This is a genomic window from Sphingobium olei (assembly GCF_042678845.1).
GTDB lineage: Bacteria > Pseudomonadota > Alphaproteobacteria > Sphingomonadales > Sphingomonadaceae > Sphingobium > Sphingobium olei.
In genome coordinates this window covers 59,000-77,544 of the sequence record NZ_JBHTLS010000128.1, presented here as the reverse complement: position 1 = coordinate 77,544, position 18,545 = coordinate 59,000, and the positions used below count along the sequence as shown (strand labels likewise).

The following is an 18,545-nucleotide window of genomic DNA, read 5'->3' as shown; positions in this document are numbered from 1 at the left end:
GGCAGCGGGGAGGTCGACCACCGGATGTCGCCGAAGGGGCGGTATCCTTCCTTATCAAGAAGGTATGTGCAGATGCTGGATCAGGATATGAAGAGCAAGATCGCCAAAGGTAACGGCTTCATCGCCGCGCTCGACCAGAGCGGCGGCTCCACGCCCAAGGCCTTGAAGGGCTATGGCATCGAGGAAGGCGCATGGAGCAGCGAGGAAGAGATGTTCGGCCTCATCCACGCCATGCGCAGCCGCATCATCACCGCCCCCGTCTTCACCGGCGACAAGGTGCTGGGGGCGATCCTGTTCGAACGCACGATGGACGGCACGGTGGACGGCAAGCCAACGCCCCAGGCGCTGATCGAGCGGGGCGTCGTGCCCTTCATCAAGATCGACAAGGGTCTGGAAGATGAGGCCAACGGCGTGCAGTTGATGAAGCCCAATCCCGGCCTCGACACGCTGCTCGCCCGCGCCAAGGGGCTGGGTGTGTTCGGCACCAAGGAACGCTCGGTCATCAACCTTGCCAACCGGGAAGGCATCGCCGCCGTGGTGGCGCAGCAGTTCGAAGTCGGCAGGCAGGTGCTCGCCGGCGGGCTGATGCCGATCATCGAGCCTGAGGTGAACATCAAGTCGCCCGAGCGTGCCGAGGCCGACGCGATCCTTCTCGAAGAGATCCTCAAGAATCTTGACGCGCTGCCCGAAGGCGAGCAGGTGATGCTGAAACTGTCGCTGCCCGCCAAGGCCGGGCTGTTCGATCCGCTCGTGGATCATCCCAAGGTGCTGCGCGTCGTTGCGCTCTCCGGCGGGTTTACCCGTACCGAGGCGTGCGCTGAACTGGCGAAGAATCGCGGCATCATCGCGAGCTTCAGCCGCGCGCTGCTGAACGACCTGCGCTATCAGATGAGCGACGACGAGTTCAACGCGTCGCTGGGCGAAGCGATCGACGAGATCCACGGCGCGTCGACCGCCAAGCAGCCCGTCGCGGCCTGATGCGCATCGACGGCGGCCCTGCGCCGCCGTCGCTCAAGTCTGCAGAGGGGCGCCGCCTTCGTCCGGCGACAGAAGCCAGGCCAGCCCCTCTTCGGCGGTGTTCACGATCCGGCTGTTGTCCCGGGCCAATATGCGTTGCGCCTGCATCCGGGCGAGCGGACCGGGCCGCACCACGGCGGTTCGCTTTGCCTTGAAGCGGCCATTCTGCACGATATCCTGCAAGGCGGCGACGACGTCCTGCGTCTGTATGACGCTACCTACCGTGTCGATCAGTACCAGATATTCGCCCGATCGGCAGCCCATCGAGCGGATTGCTTCATGCTCGTCCCGCTCGAACTGGCGGATCTCATCGACGGTCAGTAGTCCCGACATATGGGCTACCACCATCTTGTGTTCGGGGCGGGTGGTTACTGTGATCATGCGACCCGTTATGACAGGGGCCGGTAAAATTTCGGTGACTGGCGCTTCCGCCGGATGCGCTGACACTTTCGCAGCCATCGCCTTTGCTCTACTGCCCGCGCATGACCGACTTCACTGACGAGGAACTGGCGCTCGATCCGCATTTCGCCGACCAGTTCGAGCAGGGCTTTCGCCCCGCCTGCCAGCTTTACCTGATTTCGCCGCCTTCGGCCGACGCCGATTTCACCGATCGGCTTCGCGCCGCCTTCGACGGCGGCGATGTTGCCGCGTTCCAGTTGCGCCTCAAAGGGGTGGACGAGGAGGCGGTCGCTCGCGCGGCAGAACCGCTGCAAAAGCTGTGCGCCGAGCGGAACGTGGCGTTCATCATCAATGACAGCGCGGCGCTGGCGAAGCGCCTGGGCGCGGACGGCGTGCATCTGGGCCAGGGGGATGGCGACCCGGTCGAGGCGCGCAAGCTGCTCGGCCCCAAGGTGCAGATCGGCGTGACTTGCCACGACAGCCGCCATCTGGCGATGGAAGCGGGGGAGGCAGGCGCCGACTATGTGGCCTTCGGCGCTTTCTATCCAACGACGACCAAGGACGTGGTCCATAGGCCGGATCCGTCGATCCTCGGCTGGTGGACAACCCTGTTCGAACTGCCCTGCGTAGCGATCGGCGGCATCACGGCGGACAATGCCGCGCCCTTAGTAGCTGCCGGCGCGGACTTTCTGGCGGTGAGCGGCGCAGTCTGGAACCATCCGGACGGGCCAGGCGCAGGCGTGGCGGCCTTCGCCAAAGTGATGGCCAAGCCCTGATAAGGTTCGTGCGCCTGCTTGGGCCAGAGCACATCGCTTGATAATTGCCGCCTCGCCTTTAGGCTTGCCTGATGTCTCCATCGTCCCTCGACCGCCGTTCGCTCGTCCTGGCGGCGCTGTCCACGGTGGTGGAATGGTATGATTTCACCTTGTTCCTCTATCTGGCGACCCTGCTGTCGCGGCTGTTCTTTATCGGGCGCGACGCATTGCTGGTTACGCTTGGTGGGTTTGCCGTCGCGTATCTGATGCGGCCCCTCGGCGCGCTCGTCTTCGGGCATTTCGGCGACAGGCACGGACGGCGGGCGACGTTGATCGGGTCGATGGCGCTGATGACCGCAGCGATGACGGCGACGGCGCTCTTGCCCACCGCCGCGCAAGTCGGCCCGGCAGCGGGGTTCGCGTTGCTGCTTCTACGCTGCATCATGGGCTTTGCGGTGGGAGGCGAATATACCGGAGTGGTCGCTTACCTGCTGGAAGGCTCTCCGCCCCACCGGCGGGGGCTAATCACCTCTCTCGCCGCCGCGACCAGCGAGATTGGCGCGTTGCTGGCTGCCGCCGTCGCCGCCCTGACGGTGACGTTAATCCCCGCGCCGGCGCTGGAGGATTGGGGATGGCGCATTCCCTTCCTGTTCGGCGCAGCGCTGGCCGCCCTCATCCTGTTCGCCAGATCGGCCATGCGAGAATCGCCTGATTTCGAAGCCGAGCGCGACGCAGGCAGGTTGCTCGCCAATCCGATAGGGGAGAGTTGGGCACGGCACCGGGCGGGCGTGTTGCGGGGTTTTGCCATATCCGCGTTGGGATCGATCACCTATTATGTGGGGATCACCTATGTGCCGGTCTATCTGACTGCCACCACGGGCATGGAAGAGGGCATGGCGCTGCAACTGGCGACGATCGCGGCGGTTGCGGTGATCCTGGTGACGCCGGTGGTCGGCCTCCTGGCCGATCGCTGGGGTCGCCGTCTGGTGCTGGTGGCGCTGGCGACTGTTGCGGCGATAGTGCCATGGATGGTTTTTCGTGCCTTCCCTGATGCGGGCGCGGCAGGCGCCATCGTCGGCGCCGTCCTGCTCGCCGCACTCGCAGGCGGCGTTAGCGCGGTCGGCGCAGTAGCGACGGCGGAGCAACTTCCCGCCAAGGGGCGCCTGAGCGGCCTCGCCCTCGGCGCAACGAGCGCGACCGCCCTGTTCGGTGGGCTCACGCCATGGCTCGCCCAATGGCTGACGGTTCGGACCGGAATGCCCCAAGCGCCAGGCATCATGATCGCGATCGTGGCGGTCGCGGTGCTGCCCGTATTACTCACTCTGCCGGACCCATCGCGGACACGCAGACATGATCTGCGATAGCGATTTGTATGCCAGGCGTCAGGCGGCGGGCGATCTCGGCGATAATCGGCCGTTTGCGGAAATTTGGTGGACGCACTAGGGCTCGAACCTAGGACCCGCTGATTAAGAGTCAGCTGCTCTACCAACTGAGCTATGCGTCCACTGGGCCGTTGGTGTCCCATCCGCATCCGGCCCGATGCAAGAGGATGGTGGACGCACTAGGGCTCGAACCTAGGACCCGCTGATTAAGAGTCAGCTGCTCTACCAACTGAGCTATGCGTCCGTCGCCAGTCGGAAGCCGCCCGGCGAGGAGCGGCTGTTAGCAGGCACCTTCGCCTTTGCAAACAGGAAATCACCCCCGGCCGAAAATTTTTCGGCGACGCTTCGGTCAGGCCCAGTTGCCCGGCGTCGCGCGCTGCTTGCGGGCGCGGTCGATCGACATGATGATGCCCACGCACAGCATGACCGTCAGCATCGACGATCCGCCGTAGGACATGAAGGGCAGGGGGATGCCGACGACCGGGGCAAGGCCCATGACCATCATCAGGTTGATGGCGACGTAGAAGAAAATGGTGGTGGTGAGGCCGGCAGCGGCGAGCCGCGAGAATTTGTCCGGCGCGCGCAGCGCCACGCGGATGCCCCAGCGAAACAGCAGCAGAAAGCCAAGGATCAGCAACGTGCCCCCCAGCAGGCCCCATTCCTCAGCCATGGTCGCGAACACGAAATCGGTATGTCCTTCGGGCAGATAGTCGAGATGGCTCTGGGTGCCGCGCAGGAAGCCCTTGCCGAACCAGCCGCCGGAGCCGATCGCGATTTTGGACTGGCTGATATGGTATCCCGCGCCCAGCGGATCGCTCTCGGGATCGAGGAAGATCAGCACTCGGTTCTTCTGATAATCATGCAGGAAGCTGAAGGCGATAGGGATCAGCCCCGCGCCGGCAAGCCCGGTGCCGATGAACAGGCGCAGCGGCAGGCCGGCGAGGAACATCACCGTCACGCCGCCCGCCGCGATCATCGTCGCGGTGCCGAGGTCCGGCTGCACCAGCACCAGCGCCCATGGCACGCCGATAAGCACCAGCGCCGGCCAGATCGCGTTCCACCGCCGGATTTCGCCCACCGGCAGCATCGCATAAAAACGCGCGATGGTGAGCACGATGATCGGTTTCATGAATTCGGACGGCTGCAACTGCATGAAGCCGAGGTTGATCCAGCGCTGGCTGCCACCCGCGACGCCGCCGATCAGTTCCACCAGGAACAGCGCCGCCAGCACCGCGCCATAGGCGGGAAAGGCGTAGCGGGCGAATACCTCGACTGGAATGCGACTGAGGCCGAGCGCCATCATGGAGAAGATGCAGAAACGAAGCGCCTGGTTGAAGGCCCAGGGGAAGATGCTCCCTCCGGCGGCGCTGAACAGCACGACCGTGCCGAAGCCCGCGATGGCCAGCAACAGCGCCAGGATGCGCCAGGGGAAATCGGTCAGCGGCTTGGGAACGATGCTCATCGCTCGCCTGCCATATTGGAACCGGGCGGCGGCGGGACATCATCCGCCTCGCCGGCCGGCGTCGGCGCAGGCGCCGCTATATTGCCGGCCGCTGTATTGTCCGCGGCATTGGCGACGGGCGGCGGCGCTTGCCCCTTCTCGATCGCCTTCGCAAGGCGGAAGGCCGCCATCTGCCGTGCCTGCCGCTCCGCCGGGGTGCCGCCCCAGCCCTTCTCCAGCGTCTCCAGCTTCTCCATCGCCTTCTTGGGATCGAACAGGTAAGACAGCGTGTCGCTGGCGATCATCGGCGCGTCCTCGATCCGGTTGATGTGGCCGCCATGTTCGATGATGCAGGCGATGGCATAGCGGGGATTGTCGAACGGCGCGAAACCCTGGAACAGGGCGTGGTCCCGCAGCTTGAAGGGCAGGCCCGCATTGCCGCGCACGCCGCCAGCGCGCTCCGCCATCGTGATGCGCCGCACCTGCGCCGTGCCCGTCTTGCCCGCGATCATTACGCCGGGAATGGAACTGCGCGCCGCGCCGCCGGTGCCGCCGCCGTTCACCACCGCATTCATGGCGTCGCGGATGACGACCAGATGCTCTTCGCTGACGCCCACAGGCTCGGGCCTGGCATTGGGCGCACCGAAGATAAAGTTGGGCATCAACTGCCTGCCCGTCGCCAGCCGTGCCGCCATCACTGCCATCTGCAGCGGGTTGATGAGCATATAGCCCTGGCCGATGGTGGCGTTGACGGTATCGTACACCTGCCACTTCTGATCATATTTCCGTTGCTTCCATGCCGGGTCTGGCACGGTGCCATAGCTCTGGCTGGGAAAGGGGAGCGGGAATTTCTGGCCCATGCCGACGCGGCGCGCCATGCTGGCGATGGGGTCCATGCCGATGCGCTGGGCCATCTGGTAGAAATAGATGTCGCAGCTTTGCGCGATCGCCCCGCGCATGTTGAGCGGGCCATGGCCGCGCCGCTTGTGGCAGTGGAAGAGCGTGTTTCCAACCCGGATCGCGCCGCCGCAACTGACCGTCTCGGCCGGCGAGATACCCGCTTCCAGCAGCGCCAGCGCCACCATGGGCTTGACCGTCGATCCGGGCGGATAGAGGCCCTGCAACGTCTTGTTGCGCAGCGGGACGTGATCGTCCTTCGACAGCATTTCATATTCCAGATGGCTGATGCCGTCGGAAAAGCTGTTGGGATCGAAGCTGGGCATGGAAGCGAGCGCCAGCACGTCGCCATTGTGGCAGTCGATCACGACCACCGATCCGCTCTGGGTCGCGAGCCGCCGCCCGGCAAATTCCTGAAGGCCGGCGTCGATGGTGAGCTTGATCGAGCGGCCCGGCGAATCCGGCCGGGTCGTCAGCTCCTGCACGATCTTGCCGCGCGCCGTCACTTCCACCCGCTTGGCACCCGGCTTGCCGGTCAGATGGAGATCGAATGCTTTTTCAAGGCCATCCTTGCCAACCTTGAAGCCGGGCGTGATGAGCAGCGGATCCTTGCGCGCCTTATACTCCTCGGCCGTCGCCGCGCCGACATAGCCCAGCAGGTGGCCGACCGATGCGCCGGCGGGATAGTTGCGCGAAAAGCCCTGGCTCGGCGCGACCCCCGGCAGGTCGGGCAGTCGCACGCTGATCGCTGCATATTGATCGTAGGTCAGCTTGTCCGCAACCTGAACCGGGCGGAAGCCGGCGGACTTTTCCAGCTCCTCATGAATGCGGTCGACCTCGTCCGGTTGCAGCGAAAGCAGGCGGGCGAGCTGTCGCACGGTCGAGTCCGCGTCCAGCATCCGTTGCGGGATCAGGTCGACGCGAAAATCGGTGCGGTTGTTGGCGAGCGGCCGTCCGTTGCGGTCGATGATCCACCCTCGGCGCGGCGGGATCAGCGTCAGGTTGACGCGATTGCTCTCCGACAGCAGCGTGTATTTCTCGTTCTGCGCGATGCTGATCCACGCCATGCGGCCGACCAGCATAGCCCCGACTAGCCCCTGCAACCCGCCCACCACCATCGCGCGACGGCTGAAGGTCAGGGACTGGGCGGCTTCGGTGATGATCTTGCGCTTGGGAGTCGGAAACTTCATGCCATCACGCGCCAGCGGTCGATCCGCGCGCATTGCCGGACGACGAAGGGGAAAAGAAGGATCGTCCAGACCATTTGGGGCAAAACCAGCAAGAAGCGCACGGAACCTCCGCCGGTGATGCGCGCGAAGAACAGCCCACCGGAAATGCAGAAGATAATCGCCAATGTAGCGATAAGCCAGTCCTGCCGATAGCTGCGCCACACCATGCGATGTTCGATGGCGTCGATGGCGATGAGCGCGACCGTCCAAAGGAACATGGCGGAGCCGATCGGCTGGCCGCTCGCCATGTCGTCGAACAGGCCCAGCGGCACGCCGATCCACGCGCGCCACAATTCCGGGCGCAGCAGCCGCCAGGACAATAGCAGCAGCAATCCGAACGGTGGCATGATCGGCGATTGGGCAATGACCGGCAATGTCGTCAGCAGCGATCCGAGCAGCACGGTGATGATCGGGGTCGCCTCCAGCCGGAAGCGGGAGGGGTGCCGCCCTAGCCTGGGAACATGATGCAGATGCGGGTCGATCATGGCGCGGCGGCGGCGTTAGCGGGCGCGCTTTCATTGGCGACGGGCGCGGCGGTGGGGCCGGGGCGCGTCACCGCTTCCTCGAAGATGCGCTCGACCACCACCGCATCGACGCGCGCGGGATTGGCGAGCGGGACTCCATAGGCGATCTCGCCCTGCGCGCGCACCACCACGGCGACGGGGATGTTGGGCTGATAGACGCCGCCGATGCCGGATGTGACGAGCAGGTCACCCGGCTTGAACGGATTGCGGCCAGCCGACAATGCGCGGATTTCCACCGATCCGTCGCCGAGCCCGGTCGAGATGGCCGGGATATTGTCCGCCGCCCGCCGTACCGGGACGATATTGCTCGCGTCGGTCAGCAGCAGGACGTCGGAACTGTTAGGCGTGGTGCTGTGGACCCGGCCGATCAGCCCTTCGGGCGCGCGCACCGGCATGCCCGGTCGCACGCCCTGCCAGCTACCCGCGTTGAGGCGCGCGAAGCGCCGTGCGCTGGACGAGGAGGAGGCGATCAGGCGGGCGGCGAGCAGGTCGCTGCTATCCTCGTCAACCAGCTTCAGCAGCTTCTTGAGGCGCAGATTTTCCTGCGCCACCGCCTTCGCCTCGATGATGCGGTTGCGGTCGGCCTCCACCTGCCGGCGCAGCGCGACATTTTGCGATCCGGCACGCCAGTAGGATGCCAGCACCTCGTCAATGGAGGCGACGCCGCTCACCATGCCCTTCATCGTGACGGACGCGGGCCGACCGATCTCCGCCGCTGCGACGCGCAGGGCGGAAAAGCCGGTGGGATCGAAAATGGCGATGACGATCAGCAGCAGGCCGACGGCCGCGCCGGTCAACGCCACGACATAGCTGGCGAACAAGCTATATTGCGCCCGCCGGTTCAGACCGGGGCGTCGGCTGGGTGGCCGCGCCATCCTCTATGCCCCCTCCAAGCGTCAGGCGGTTTGCAGCACACCCCGGAAGATCGGATCTTCCATCGCGCGGCCGGTGCCGATCGCGACGCAGGTCAGCGGATCTTCCGCGATGGTGACGGGCAGGCCTGTCTCGTCGCGCAGTTCGTCGTCCAGCCCCTTGAGCAGCGCGCCGCCGCCGGTCAGCACGATGCCCTGATCGACGATATCCGCGGCCAGCTCAGGCGCGGTATTCTCCAGCGCGATCCGCACGCCTTCGACGATGGTGCTGATCGGTTCGGCCAGCGCATCGGCGATCTGGCCCTGGTTGATGCTGATTTCCTTGGGCACTCCGTTCACCAGGTCGCGGCCCTTGATGTGGATCGTCTCGCCCACGCCATCCTCGGGCGGCTGCGCCACGCCGAACTGCTTCTTGATCCGTTCGGCGGTGGCTTCCCCGATCAGCAGGTTGTGGTGGCGGCGGACAAAGGAGACGATCGCTTCGTCCATCTTGTCCCCGCCCACGCGCACGGATGTGGTGTAGGCAAGGCCGCGGAGCGAGAGCACGGCAACTTCGGTCGCGCCGCCGCCGATGTCGACGACCATGGAACCGATCGGCTCGGTCACGGGCATGTCGGCGCCGATCGCGGCCGCCATCGGCTCCTCGATCAGGAAGACCTGGCTGGCGCCCGCATTGCTGGCGGCGTCGCGGATCGCGCGGCGCTCTACGCTGGTGGAGCCCGACGGCACGCAGATCACGATTTCCGGGGCACGCCAGGGGCTGTGCTTGCCGCCATGCACCTTGGTGATGAAATGCTTGATCATCTGTTCGGCGACGTCGATGTCGGCGATCACGCCGTCGCGCAGCGGCCGGATGGCCTCGATCGAATCCGGAGTCTTGCCCATCATCAGCTTGGCGTCTTCGCCCACGGCCTTGACCCGCTTGACGCCGTTCAGCGTTTCCACCGCCACCACCGAAGGTTCGTTGAGAACGATGCCGCGCCCGCGCACATAGACCACCGTGTTGGCGGTGCCGAGGTCGATGGCCATATCCTGCGACGAAAATTTGAAGAGACGCGAGAAGATCGACATGCCTTATCCTGTATCGTCCGCCGCCCCCGTCAGCGCGTTGCGGGGCCGGTCGGATAGCGGTTTCGCTCGTCCGATCAGCCCTGTTTCCTTGCACCTTGCAGAGCAAAAAATATGGGATCGCGGCTCGCGGAAAGCGCTCGATTGGGCTAGTCCCTAACCAATGTCAATACGCCGCCTGCCCGAACATCTGGTCAATCGTATCGCTGCCGGTGAAGTGGTTGAAAGACCCGCCAGCGCGCTCAAGGAATTGGTTGAAAATGCGCTTGATGCGGGTGCGACTCGCATCGCCATCCGCGTGTCAAACGGCGGCCTCGACCGGATCGAGGTCAGCGACGACGGATGCGGCATGGATTCGAGCGACATGGCCCTCGCGCTGGAGCGCCACGCCACATCGAAGCTGCCCGACGATGCCATTGAAAATGTGGCGACGTTGGGCTTTCGGGGAGAGGCGCTGCCCTCCATCGCCAGCGTGGCGCGCCTGTCCATCGATAGCCGCCCGGCCGGCGCCGACGGGTGGAACCGGACGGTCGACAACGGGCAGCTCGTGGCGGAAGGGCCGGCCGCGCTGCCGCCGGGCACGCGGATCACCGTAGAGCAGCTGTTCGCCCGGGTGCCGGCGCGCCGCAAATTCCTGCGTTCGCCCAAGGCGGAATATGCCGCCTGCCTGGATGTCGTGCGCCGGCTGGCCATGGCCCATGCCGCCGTCGCCTTCTCCGTGGAGCATGACGGACGCCGTGTGCTGGGCGTGCAGGGCGGGGAAGCGCGGGAGGAGCGGGTGGCCGCGCTCACCGACCGTCAGCTGGCCGAAAATCATGTGATCGTCAGCCTTGAGCGGGAAGGCGCGCGCCTGTCCGGCGTCGCGTCGCTGCCCACCTACAATCGCGGCGTTGGCGACCATCAATATCTGTTCGTGAACGGCCGGCCGGTGAAGGACCGGCTGCTGATCGGCGCGCTGCGTGGGGCCTATGCCGACATGCTCGCGCGCGACAGGCATCCGGTCGTCGCGCTGTTCCTGGACGTTCCGCCTACGGAGGTGGACGTCAACGTCCACCCGGCCAAGACCGAAGTGCGCTTCCGCGATCCGGCGCTGATCCGTGGCATGATCGTGTCGGGCCTGCGCCGCGCGCTCGACGCGGAGGGCTTCCGCGCCGTGCAGATGGCTGACCCCGCCGGCCTTGCCGCCTGGCGGCCAGAGCCGGCGTCGCCCACGCCTATCGGTGCCATGCCGATCTTCGAGGCGGCCGCCGGTCCGACCAGCTACAATCCGCTCTATCAAAGCGTCGGCGATCGTCGCCCGTCCTTCACCACCCCGCCACCGCAGGCTCGCGCCGAACCGGCCGCTGCGCCTGCTCCGGAGGGGCATAGCTTCCCGCTCGGCGTAGCGCGTGGGCAGGTGGCCCGCACCTATATCGTGGCGGAGGCGGAGGACGGTCTCGTCATCGTCGACCAGCATGCCGCGCATGAGCGGCTGACGCTGGAGCGGATGCGCCGGGCAATGGGAGGGCAGGGGGTTGCCTCGCAAGCGCTGCTGCTGCCCGAGGTCGTGGAACTGGACGAACCCGCCTGCGACCGGCTGGAGGCGCGGGCTGCCGAACTGCGCGACTTCGGTTTGGAACTGGAACGGTTCGGCCCCTCGGCCATGCTGGTGCGAGCGGTGCCGGCGATGCTCGGCCAATCCGATGTGCAGGGGCTCGTTACCGACCTTGCCGACGATCTCGCCGCCTATGACAGCGCGCTGTCGCTCAAGGAGCGGCTGGACCTTGTCGCCGCGACGATGGCCTGTCATGGCTCCGTGCGGGCGGGCAGGGTGCTGAGCGTCGCGGAAATGAACGCCCTGCTGCGCGAGATGGAGGTGACGCCCCGCTCCGGCCAGTGCAATCATGGCCGCCCGACCTGGGTCAAGCTAGGCCATGGCGACATAGAGAAGCTATTCGGAAGGAAGTAGCCGCCGGAGGCGGAGCAGTTAGGCCGGTCGCGTTCGCCACATTGTGATGGGGATCATCGTCAGCACGGGTTCGTCGTGCTGGTTGTAGATCGTCACCCGGTTACGGACGATGCCCATTTCGGGCCGGCTTGCCGACGCCTTCTTGTCGATCACCTCGTTGGTTCCGCGCAGCGTGTCGCCGGGACGCACCGGCCGCAGCCAGCGCAGTTCGTCAACGCCGATCGCGCCCAGGCTCGCTGCCTGCCGTCCGGGCTCTTTCTGCATCGCCGCCACGAACATTTTCATGAACAGGGCTGTGGTGTGCCAGCCGCTTGCCGCGAGCGATCGGAAATGAGTTTGCGCGGCGGCTTCGTCCGACAAGTGGAAGGGCTGCGGGTCGAATTCGGCGGCGAAGCGGATCACGTCTTCGCGCGACACGGTCAATGGTCCGGCATCGAACCCATCGCCGACCGCGATATCCTCGAAATAGACTATGCCGTCCGCCATCATCCGTCTCCTGTCCAGATGATGGCTTACGATTGCTTTCCGTTTACGTCAATGTCAAGCGATGCTGATTGAAGGCTGACCGCGCGGCACGGTTAGCGTTGCACGCGTGTTGATGTCTGCTCCGGGCGTCGACACATGGTCCATCACGCGGACTCGCGTGGTCCAGGCCTCGGGCGTCACGTCGCAGACCAGATAGCCGCGCTGGTCGTTCAGAAATTTCAGCTGCGGATTGTTCTTGAACATGAGGTCGCTGCCCGCACGCAAGTCCTGCCCGTCGCCGCCCGAGGAGATGGACGTGGAGACGAACTCGACCGCTACCGGCTTGCCCTCGCTTTCCAGCAAGCCGGCGAAATTCTGATGCTCGTCGCCGGTCAGCACGACCACATTGTCGAGGCCGCGCATCTTCGCCAGCATCCGCTTGCGCGCCACCTCATAGCCAGCCCAGCTGTCGAGATTGTAGATCTTCTCCTTTTCGTCGGCGTAGCGGCGGCGGTCCAGCGACATCATCATCACCTGCTGCGCGACGCAATTCCATTTCGCCTGGCGACGCGACAGGTTTCGGACCGCCCAGCTTTCCTCCTCGGCAGAGATCACCTGCGCCTTGGCGTCGTCGATGCCCGCGCAATGGGTCTTGAACCCGTCGTCGCAGGGCTGGTCCGACCGGAAGGAGCGGGTGTCGAGGAAATCGATCGAAAGCAGGTCGCCGAACCGCGCCTCCCGATAGGCATTGGTGATGATGCCGTTGCGCGGCAACAACGCGGCCCGCACCGGCATATATTCATACCATGCCTGAAGGCCCGCCTGCCGCCTCAGCCGGAAAACTTCCGGCGGCGCATCCTTCCAGTCGAAGTCCCCAACCCAGTTATTCTCCACCTCATGGTCGTCGAAGGTGGAAAACCATGTGTGCCGGGCGCGTGCGGCCTGCAGGTCATAGTCGCTCAGATATTGGGCGTAGCGCAGGCGATAGTCGGTAAGGTCGAAGCAGTCCTGCCCGACATGCTGGCGGACCTGATCGACCGGCAGCCCGTCCTTGTCATAGTCAGGCCCGCGCTGCTTATACTCGTAGATGAAGTCGCCATAATGATAGACGAAGGCGAGATCGTCTTCCCGCGCGAGGTGGCGGAAGGCCGTGAAATATCCATCCTCGTAATTCTGGCAGCCCGCGACGCCGAATTTGAGCGCGGTGGGGCTGGCCGAGGAAAGCGGCAGGGTGTGGGCGCGGCCGCGCGTGGATTGATCGCTCCCGAGGGTGAAGCGATACCAATAGGGCCGGTCGGGTTGCAGCCCCGCCACCTCGACATGAACGCTGTGGCCCAGTTCCGGCCGCGCGGTCGCTTCGCCGGACGCGACGATGGTCTTGAACCGGTCGTCGCTCGCCACCTCCCATTTCACCGGCAGCGGGACCATCGGCATCCCGCCATGCGGATCGAGCGGCTTGGGCGCCAGCTTGGTCCAGATCACGAAGCCGTCAGGGGCCGGATCGCCCGAGGTGACGCCCAGCGCGAAGGGATATCCCGCGAACCAGCTTTGCGCCTTAACGATGGCGGGTGCGGCCAGCATGGGCGCGACTGTGGCAGTGGTCAGGATCTGGCGGCGGGTGAGCATGGGGATGGGCGACCTTCGGATTCGGATGAATGACCTGTGTCTTAATCCGCTCCCCTATCCGCGCAATATGACAGGATGACGCGCGTCCCTCAGGCGACCCAGGGACGTAAGGTGCGCCATGCCTCCGCTTTCTTCTCGCGCGACAGGCTGGCGTAGGCGCCGCTGGAGGAGGGGAGGTCGATCAGCGTCAGGCCGGTCTGGCTTCCAAGCTGCTTGCGCCCGTGAAGAGCCGCGGTTTTGCCGTTGAAGGCCACCGCCTTCAGCGCAGGCAGGCGGCTGACGAAGAGGCCAAGGTCGCGCAGTTCCGCGCCCCGGATGCTGCCATCCAGACTGCCTTCCCGCTCCGCGCTTTCGATCACGTCCCACAGGCCGACGGCGCGCGCCTTCAGCCGCTTGAGCCGCATCGCATAGGGCAGGCCGCGCACATCCTCGTCCAGCACGTCACCCAGCAGATGCCAGAAGGCGTTGCCGCGATGGGCATAATATTCGCCCTGCCGGATCGACGCGTCGCCGGGCAGGCTGCCCAGGATCAGCAGGCGGGTGTCGGCGTCGACGCTGGGCGGAAAGGCGAATTTGAGCGGCATTGGCTTTTACCCGTCATCCCTGCGAATGCTGGGATCTCAGGCCTTGGCGCCTTCCCGCCCGCGACCTCAGCCTCCGCTGGGGTGACGATGGTTGGCTAGACATTGAACCGGAACAGCATGATGTCGCCATCCTGCGTGACATAGTCCTTGCCTTCGGACCGCCACTTGCCCGCTTCCTTCGCCCCCGCCTCGCCGTTGAACTGGACATAGTCGGCATAGGCCATCGTCTCGGCGCGGATGAAGCCTTTCTCGAAGTCGGAATGGATCGCGCCCGCGGCCTGCGGGGCCTTGCTGCCCTTGGTGACGGTCCAGGCGCGGGCTTCCTTCGGCCCCACGGTGAAGAAGGTGATGAGGCCCAGCAGTTCGTAACCCGCGCGGATGATACGGGCGAGGCCGGCTTCGGTCAGCCCCAGCGCTTCGAGATATTCGGCGCGCTCCTCGATGGGCATGGTGACCAATTCCGCCTCGATCGCGGCGGACACGATCACGGCCTTCGCGCCTTCCGCCGCCGCCTTCTCGAACACGCGCGTCGAATGGGCATTACCCTCCGACGCGGCGTCCTCCTCGACATTGCAGACATAGAGGACAGGCTTTGCCGTCAGCAACTGCGCCTGCGCGAACAGGCGCTCCTCCTCGACGTCGCGCGGCTGCGTCAGGCGGGCGGGCTTGCCCTCGCGCAGCAGGTCGAGCGCCTGCCCCAGCACGGATGCTGCGGCCTTCGCCTCCTTGTCGCCCTGCGCGGCCTTCTTGGCGAAGTTGGGAACGCGCTTCTCCAGCGATTCCAGATCGGCCAGCATCAGTTCGGTCTCGACCGTTTCAGCGTCGGCGATGGGATCGACCTTGCCCTCGACATGGGTGATGTCGTCATCCTCGAAACAGCGCAGGACGTGGACAATGGCGTCCACCTCGCGGATGTTGGCCAGGAACTGGTTGCCCAGGCCCTCGCCCTTCGACGCGCCGCGCACCAGGCCGGCGATGTCCACGAAGCTAAGCTGTGTCTCAATGATCTTGGCAGACCCACCGATCTTCGCAATGGTCTGGAGCCGCTCGTCGGGAACCGCGACGCGCCCCTCGTTCGGCTCGATCGTGCAGAAGGGGTAATTGGCCGCCTGCGCGGCCTGCGTCTCGGTGAGCGCATTGAACAGGGTGGACTTGCCCACATTGGGAAGGCCGACGATACCGCAACGAAAACCCATTTGACTGCCTTACACGATCGGAATGACTATTGCCGCGCCGATAGCGTCTGGCGCGCGGAAAGACCAGCCTTGGTCAAACAGGTTAGCCGCGCGTCGGGGTAGGACAAAAGGCGCAGTTGAAAAGCGCGCCCGCCACGCGACATGGGGCGGATGACTGGAGGCGACATGACGGAACAGGGCGGCGCGCAGGACGAAGGCTGGTGGACCGACGCTACCGGCCGGCGGTGGAAGAAGCGCCCGCCGCACGAAACCGGCGTCATGGGCCGCTGCCCGCGTTGCGGGGAGGGGCATATCTTCCGCGGTTTCCTGACCGTTCGCGATCATTGCGAGGTGTGCGGTCTCGACTACAGCTTTGCCGATCCCGCAGACGGCCCGGCGGTGTTCGTGCAGCTTTTCGCCTGCGTGCCCGGCGTCATCTTCATCCTGATGCTGGAGATACTGGCCCGACCGCCGCTCTGGGTACACATCGCCGTCGGCATACCGGTGCTGATCCTGACCACCGTGCTGCCGCTGCGGCCGATCAAGGGCTGGCTGGTCGCCGCCCAATTCACCACCCGCGCGCAGGAAGCGGGCACCAGCGCCCTGTGGGCAAAACTGCACGGCGAAGGGCGCGGCTGACGTGTCGATCAATGCCGGAAGAACAGGGTCACTGACGCCACATGGTTGACGCGGGTGTTGCCGGCGCGCTGGTTGACGACCTGGTTGAGGTAGCCGACCTCCAGCGTGGACGCGCCCGGCAGGCCGAGTTCCGCGCCGATGAAGCTGCGGAGCTGATCGAAGCCGGAGCGCGCGCCCCAATCGGTGTCGTTGAGCGCGGCGAAGCCTTCGGCATAGAACAGCGCATTCACGGCGTCGCTGTTCGCCTTCAACGGCTTTTCGTAGCGGATCATCTCGCGCAGCCGCCAGCCCATGTCGTCGCCGTCCGACCGCCAGCGCTGCTCCAGTCGCGTGCGGGACGATAGCTCGCCGCCCAACGGCTTGCCCAGAGTCCAGCTGAGCTGCTGGAAGCTGCGTTCCTCGTTGACGTCCGTGCCCTCGTCGATAGGCACGACGACATGCGCGAAACCCTGGTAGAGCGTGAGCGAAGGCGAGAATTTCCATCCTAGCGCGCCCCGGAACAGCGCCTGATCGACGCGGGAGATGCCGTCGCCCACGCGCGGCTGGACCTCTGCGAAATAGACCAGTTCGTCCTTGATCGATCCCATCGCCGTCAGGTTGAGCCAAAATTGCTCATCCTCGCTTGTGGCCGCAAGGGCAGGGGAAGACAGGCAGGCAAGCGAGGCGGACAGGCAAAGCAGAAAGCGGCGCATCATGGTCCTTGGAAAGGGATGAAGGGGACGGCCGGACGATCGGCAGCCTATCCTCCCTAATGCGCGCGCATTTCCGCCTTGTTGCTGCTTCGTGAGTTTATGTCAGGTGCACGCCCTCTTTGCGTCAGGTGATGACACTGGGGCGATCCATGCCGCTGAAGCCGGCAATGTCCGCCACCTCCTGCGCCGCCGCGATCAGCGGCGAGAGCGCGTCGGCCGTTTCCAGCGTCAGGTCGCCGTCCGGCCCGACATAGCGTTCGATATAGACACGCAATGTCGCACCCTCCGTACCTGTACCCGACAGGCGAAACACCACGCGCGATCCGTCCTCGAACAGGATGCGCACGCCCTGGTTGCGGCTCACCGACTGGTCCGTCGGATCGGTATAGGCGAAGTCGTCGGCACTCTTCACCGTTCCGCCGCTGTTGGTGGTGCCGGGCAGGCTGTCCAGCTTGCCGCGCAGCGCGGCCATCAGCGCGTCGGCCTTGTCCTTCGCGATCGCTTCATAATCATGACGCGCATAATAGTTGCGGCCATAGGTGGCCCAATGATCCGCCATGATCGCGGCCACGCTTTCCTTCCGCACGGCCAGGATGTTGAGCCACAGCAGCACGGCCCAGATGCCGTCCTTTTCCCGCACATGGTCGGAGCCGGTGCCCGCGCTTTCCTCGCCGCAGATGGTCGCCATGCCCGCGTCGAGCAGGTTGCCGAAGAATTTCCATCCCGTCGGCGTTTCGTACAGCGGCACGCCCAGCTTTTCCGCCACCCGGTCGGCCGCGCCGCTGGTCGGCATGGATCGCGCTATGCCCTTGAGGCCTGCGGCGTAGCCGGGCGCGAGATGCGCATTGGCGGCCAGCACGGCCAGCGAATCCGACGGCGTCACATAGATATGCCGCCCGATGATGAGGTTGCGGTCGCCATCTCCGTCCGACGCCGCGCCGAAATCGGGCGCGTCGGCGGCCATCATCCGGTCGTAAAGTTGCTTTGCGTGGACCAGGTTCGGATCGGGATGATGATGCCCGAAATCGGGGAGCGGCGTTCCGTTCATCACCGTGCCGGCGGGCGCGCCCAGCCTTCGCTCGAAAATCTCGGTCGCATAGGGGCCGGTGACCGCGCTCATCGAATCGAAGGCAAGCGTGAAGCCGCCAGCGATCATTGCCCGGATGGCGGCGAAATCGAACAGGGTCTCCATCAGGTCGGCATACAACGCGACCGGATCGACCACCTCGACCGCCATGTCGCCCATCATCGTCTCGCCGATCGTGTCGATATCGACATCGGCGGCGTCCAGTATCTTGTAGCTGTCGATTGCCAGCGTGCGGGCGTTGATCGCGTCGGTCACCTTCTCCGGCGCGGGGCCGCCATTGCCGATATTATATTTGATGCCGAAATCCTCGTCCGGGCCGCCCGGATTGTGGCTGGCCGACAAGACGAGGCCGCCGAACGCGCCGGAGGACCGGATCAGGTGCGATGCCGCCGGCGTCGACAATATGCCGCCCCGGCCGACCAGCACCCGGCCGAAGCCGTTCGCCGCCGCCATCTTGAGCGCGATCTGGATGACCTCCCGGTTGAGGAAGCGTCCGTCGCCGCCCACCACCAGCGTTTGGCCCCGATAGCCTTCCAGGCTGTCGAAGACCGACTGGATGAAATTTTCGGCATAATGGGGCTGCTGGAACACCCGCACCTTCTTGCGCAGGCCGGACGTGCCCGGCTTCTGGTCGGTGAACGCTGTCGTCGGCACGGTGAGAATCACGATGGAGGCCCCTTGCAAGATGATGCGGCAGCGGCCTTATGGCCCGTCTGCGTGACATTGTACAACGCACAAGGGGAAG

17 protein-coding genes and 2 tRNA genes are annotated in these 18,545 nt (G+C 65.3%); 5 read left to right on the top strand and 14 right to left on the bottom strand.

Annotation, left to right across the window (positions count from 1 at the left end; all coding sequences use genetic code 11):
* Positions 1–72: 72 nt before the first annotated feature.
* Positions 73–978 (top strand): fructose bisphosphate aldolase, encoded by a 906-nt coding sequence (locus tag ACFQ24_RS13320; protein ID WP_380911954.1) that lies wholly within the window; start codon positions 73–75, stop codon positions 976–978.
* A 33-nt stretch (positions 979–1,011) separates the two neighbouring features.
* On the opposite strand, the gene ACFQ24_RS13315 is transcribed toward ACFQ24_RS13320, so the two are convergent.
* Complete coding sequence (locus ACFQ24_RS13315) at positions 1,012–1,398, bottom strand: hypothetical protein (protein WP_380911952.1); 387 nt, start codon at positions 1,396–1,398, stop codon at positions 1,012–1,014.
* 101 nt (positions 1,399–1,499) lie between these two features.
* Here ACFQ24_RS13315 and thiE point away from each other — a divergent pair, with 101 nt between their 5' ends.
* A complete protein-coding gene (thiE, locus tag ACFQ24_RS13310) occupies positions 1,500–2,192 on the top strand; it encodes a thiamine phosphate synthase (protein WP_380911950.1) in 693 nt (230 codons plus the stop codon).
* 71 nt (positions 2,193–2,263) lie between these two features.
* Positions 2,264–3,535: an MFS transporter gene (locus ACFQ24_RS13305; RefSeq protein ID WP_380911948.1), complete on the top strand. Its 1,272-nt coding sequence runs from the start codon at positions 2,264–2,266 to the stop codon at positions 3,533–3,535.
* Positions 3,536–3,599: 64 nt separating this feature from the next.
* On the opposite strand, the gene ACFQ24_RS13300 is transcribed toward ACFQ24_RS13305, so the two are convergent.
* The 7 genes from ACFQ24_RS13300 to ACFQ24_RS13270 all read right to left on the bottom strand — a co-directional run bounded on the left by ACFQ24_RS13300 (position 3,600) and on the right by ACFQ24_RS13270 (position 9,587).
* Positions 3,600–3,675 (bottom strand) — tRNA-Lys (locus ACFQ24_RS13300).
* A gap of 46 nt (positions 3,676–3,721) precedes the next feature.
* A tRNA-Lys gene (locus ACFQ24_RS13295) sits at positions 3,722–3,797 on the bottom strand.
* 105 nt (positions 3,798–3,902) lie between these two features.
* Entirely contained in the window at positions 3,903–5,015 is a 1,113-nt protein-coding gene (gene rodA, locus ACFQ24_RS13290; RefSeq protein ID WP_380911946.1) for a rod shape-determining protein RodA, read from the bottom strand.
* Positions 5,012–7,081 (bottom strand): penicillin-binding protein 2, encoded by a 2,070-nt coding sequence (gene mrdA, locus ACFQ24_RS13285; RefSeq protein WP_380911944.1) that lies wholly within the window; start codon positions 7,079–7,081, stop codon positions 5,012–5,014. The genes rodA and mrdA overlap by 4 nt, the downstream gene beginning before the upstream one ends.
* On the bottom strand, positions 7,078–7,605 hold the full coding sequence (mreD, locus tag ACFQ24_RS13280; protein ID WP_380911942.1) for a rod shape-determining protein MreD: 528 nt from the start codon (positions 7,603–7,605) through the stop codon (positions 7,078–7,080). Before mreD ends, mrdA begins: the two co-directional genes overlap by 4 nt.
* A complete protein-coding gene (mreC, locus tag ACFQ24_RS13275) occupies positions 7,602–8,519 on the bottom strand; it encodes a rod shape-determining protein MreC (RefSeq protein ID WP_380911940.1) in 918 nt (305 codons plus the stop codon). The genes mreD and mreC overlap by 4 nt, the downstream gene beginning before the upstream one ends.
* A gap of 21 nt (positions 8,520–8,540) precedes the next feature.
* Entirely contained in the window at positions 8,541–9,587 is a 1,047-nt protein-coding gene (locus ACFQ24_RS13270) for a rod shape-determining protein (protein WP_380911938.1), read from the bottom strand.
* 160 nt (positions 9,588–9,747) lie between these two features.
* On the opposite strand from ACFQ24_RS13270, the gene mutL reads away from it, so the two are divergent.
* Positions 9,748–11,532 carry a DNA mismatch repair endonuclease MutL gene (mutL, locus tag ACFQ24_RS13265; protein WP_380911936.1) on the top strand — a complete coding sequence of 595 codons (1,785 nt, stop codon included), beginning with the start codon at positions 9,748–9,750 and terminating at the stop codon, positions 11,530–11,532.
* Between the two features lie 18 nt (positions 11,533–11,550).
* Here the strand turns inward: mutL and ACFQ24_RS13260 are convergent, their stop codons facing one another.
* The 4 genes from ACFQ24_RS13260 to ychF all read right to left on the bottom strand — a co-directional run bounded on the left by ACFQ24_RS13260 (position 11,551) and on the right by ychF (position 15,403).
* Positions 11,551–12,036, bottom strand: coding sequence for a MaoC family dehydratase (locus tag ACFQ24_RS13260; RefSeq protein ID WP_380912036.1), 486 nt, complete (start codon positions 12,034–12,036; stop codon positions 11,551–11,553).
* A gap of 36 nt (positions 12,037–12,072) precedes the next feature.
* Positions 12,073–13,623, bottom strand: a complete 1,551-nt coding sequence (locus ACFQ24_RS13255) for an alkaline phosphatase D family protein (protein ID WP_380911934.1) — start codon at positions 13,621–13,623, stop codon at positions 12,073–12,075.
* Between the two features lie 89 nt (positions 13,624–13,712).
* Positions 13,713–14,207 (bottom strand): DNA-deoxyinosine glycosylase, encoded by a 495-nt coding sequence (locus ACFQ24_RS13250; protein ID WP_380911932.1) that lies wholly within the window; start codon positions 14,205–14,207, stop codon positions 13,713–13,715.
* A 95-nt stretch (positions 14,208–14,302) separates the two neighbouring features.
* Complete coding sequence (gene ychF, locus ACFQ24_RS13245) at positions 14,303–15,403, bottom strand: redox-regulated ATPase YchF (protein ID WP_380911930.1); 1,101 nt, start codon at positions 15,401–15,403, stop codon at positions 14,303–14,305.
* 165 nt (positions 15,404–15,568) lie between these two features.
* Here ychF and ACFQ24_RS13240 point away from each other — a divergent pair, with 165 nt between their 5' ends.
* Positions 15,569–16,021, top strand: coding sequence for a DUF983 domain-containing protein (locus ACFQ24_RS13240; protein ID WP_380911928.1), 453 nt, complete (start codon positions 15,569–15,571; stop codon positions 16,019–16,021).
* An 8-nt stretch (positions 16,022–16,029) separates the two neighbouring features.
* On the opposite strand, the gene ACFQ24_RS13235 is transcribed toward ACFQ24_RS13240, so the two are convergent.
* A complete protein-coding gene (locus ACFQ24_RS13235; RefSeq protein ID WP_380912034.1) occupies positions 16,030–16,713 on the bottom strand; it encodes a DUF2490 domain-containing protein in 684 nt (227 codons plus the stop codon).
* Positions 16,714–16,837: 124 nt separating this feature from the next.
* Positions 16,838–18,466: an alpha-D-glucose phosphate-specific phosphoglucomutase gene (locus ACFQ24_RS13230; RefSeq protein WP_380911926.1), complete on the bottom strand. Its 1,629-nt coding sequence runs from the start codon at positions 18,464–18,466 to the stop codon at positions 16,838–16,840.
* Positions 18,467–18,545 lie beyond the last annotated feature (79 nt).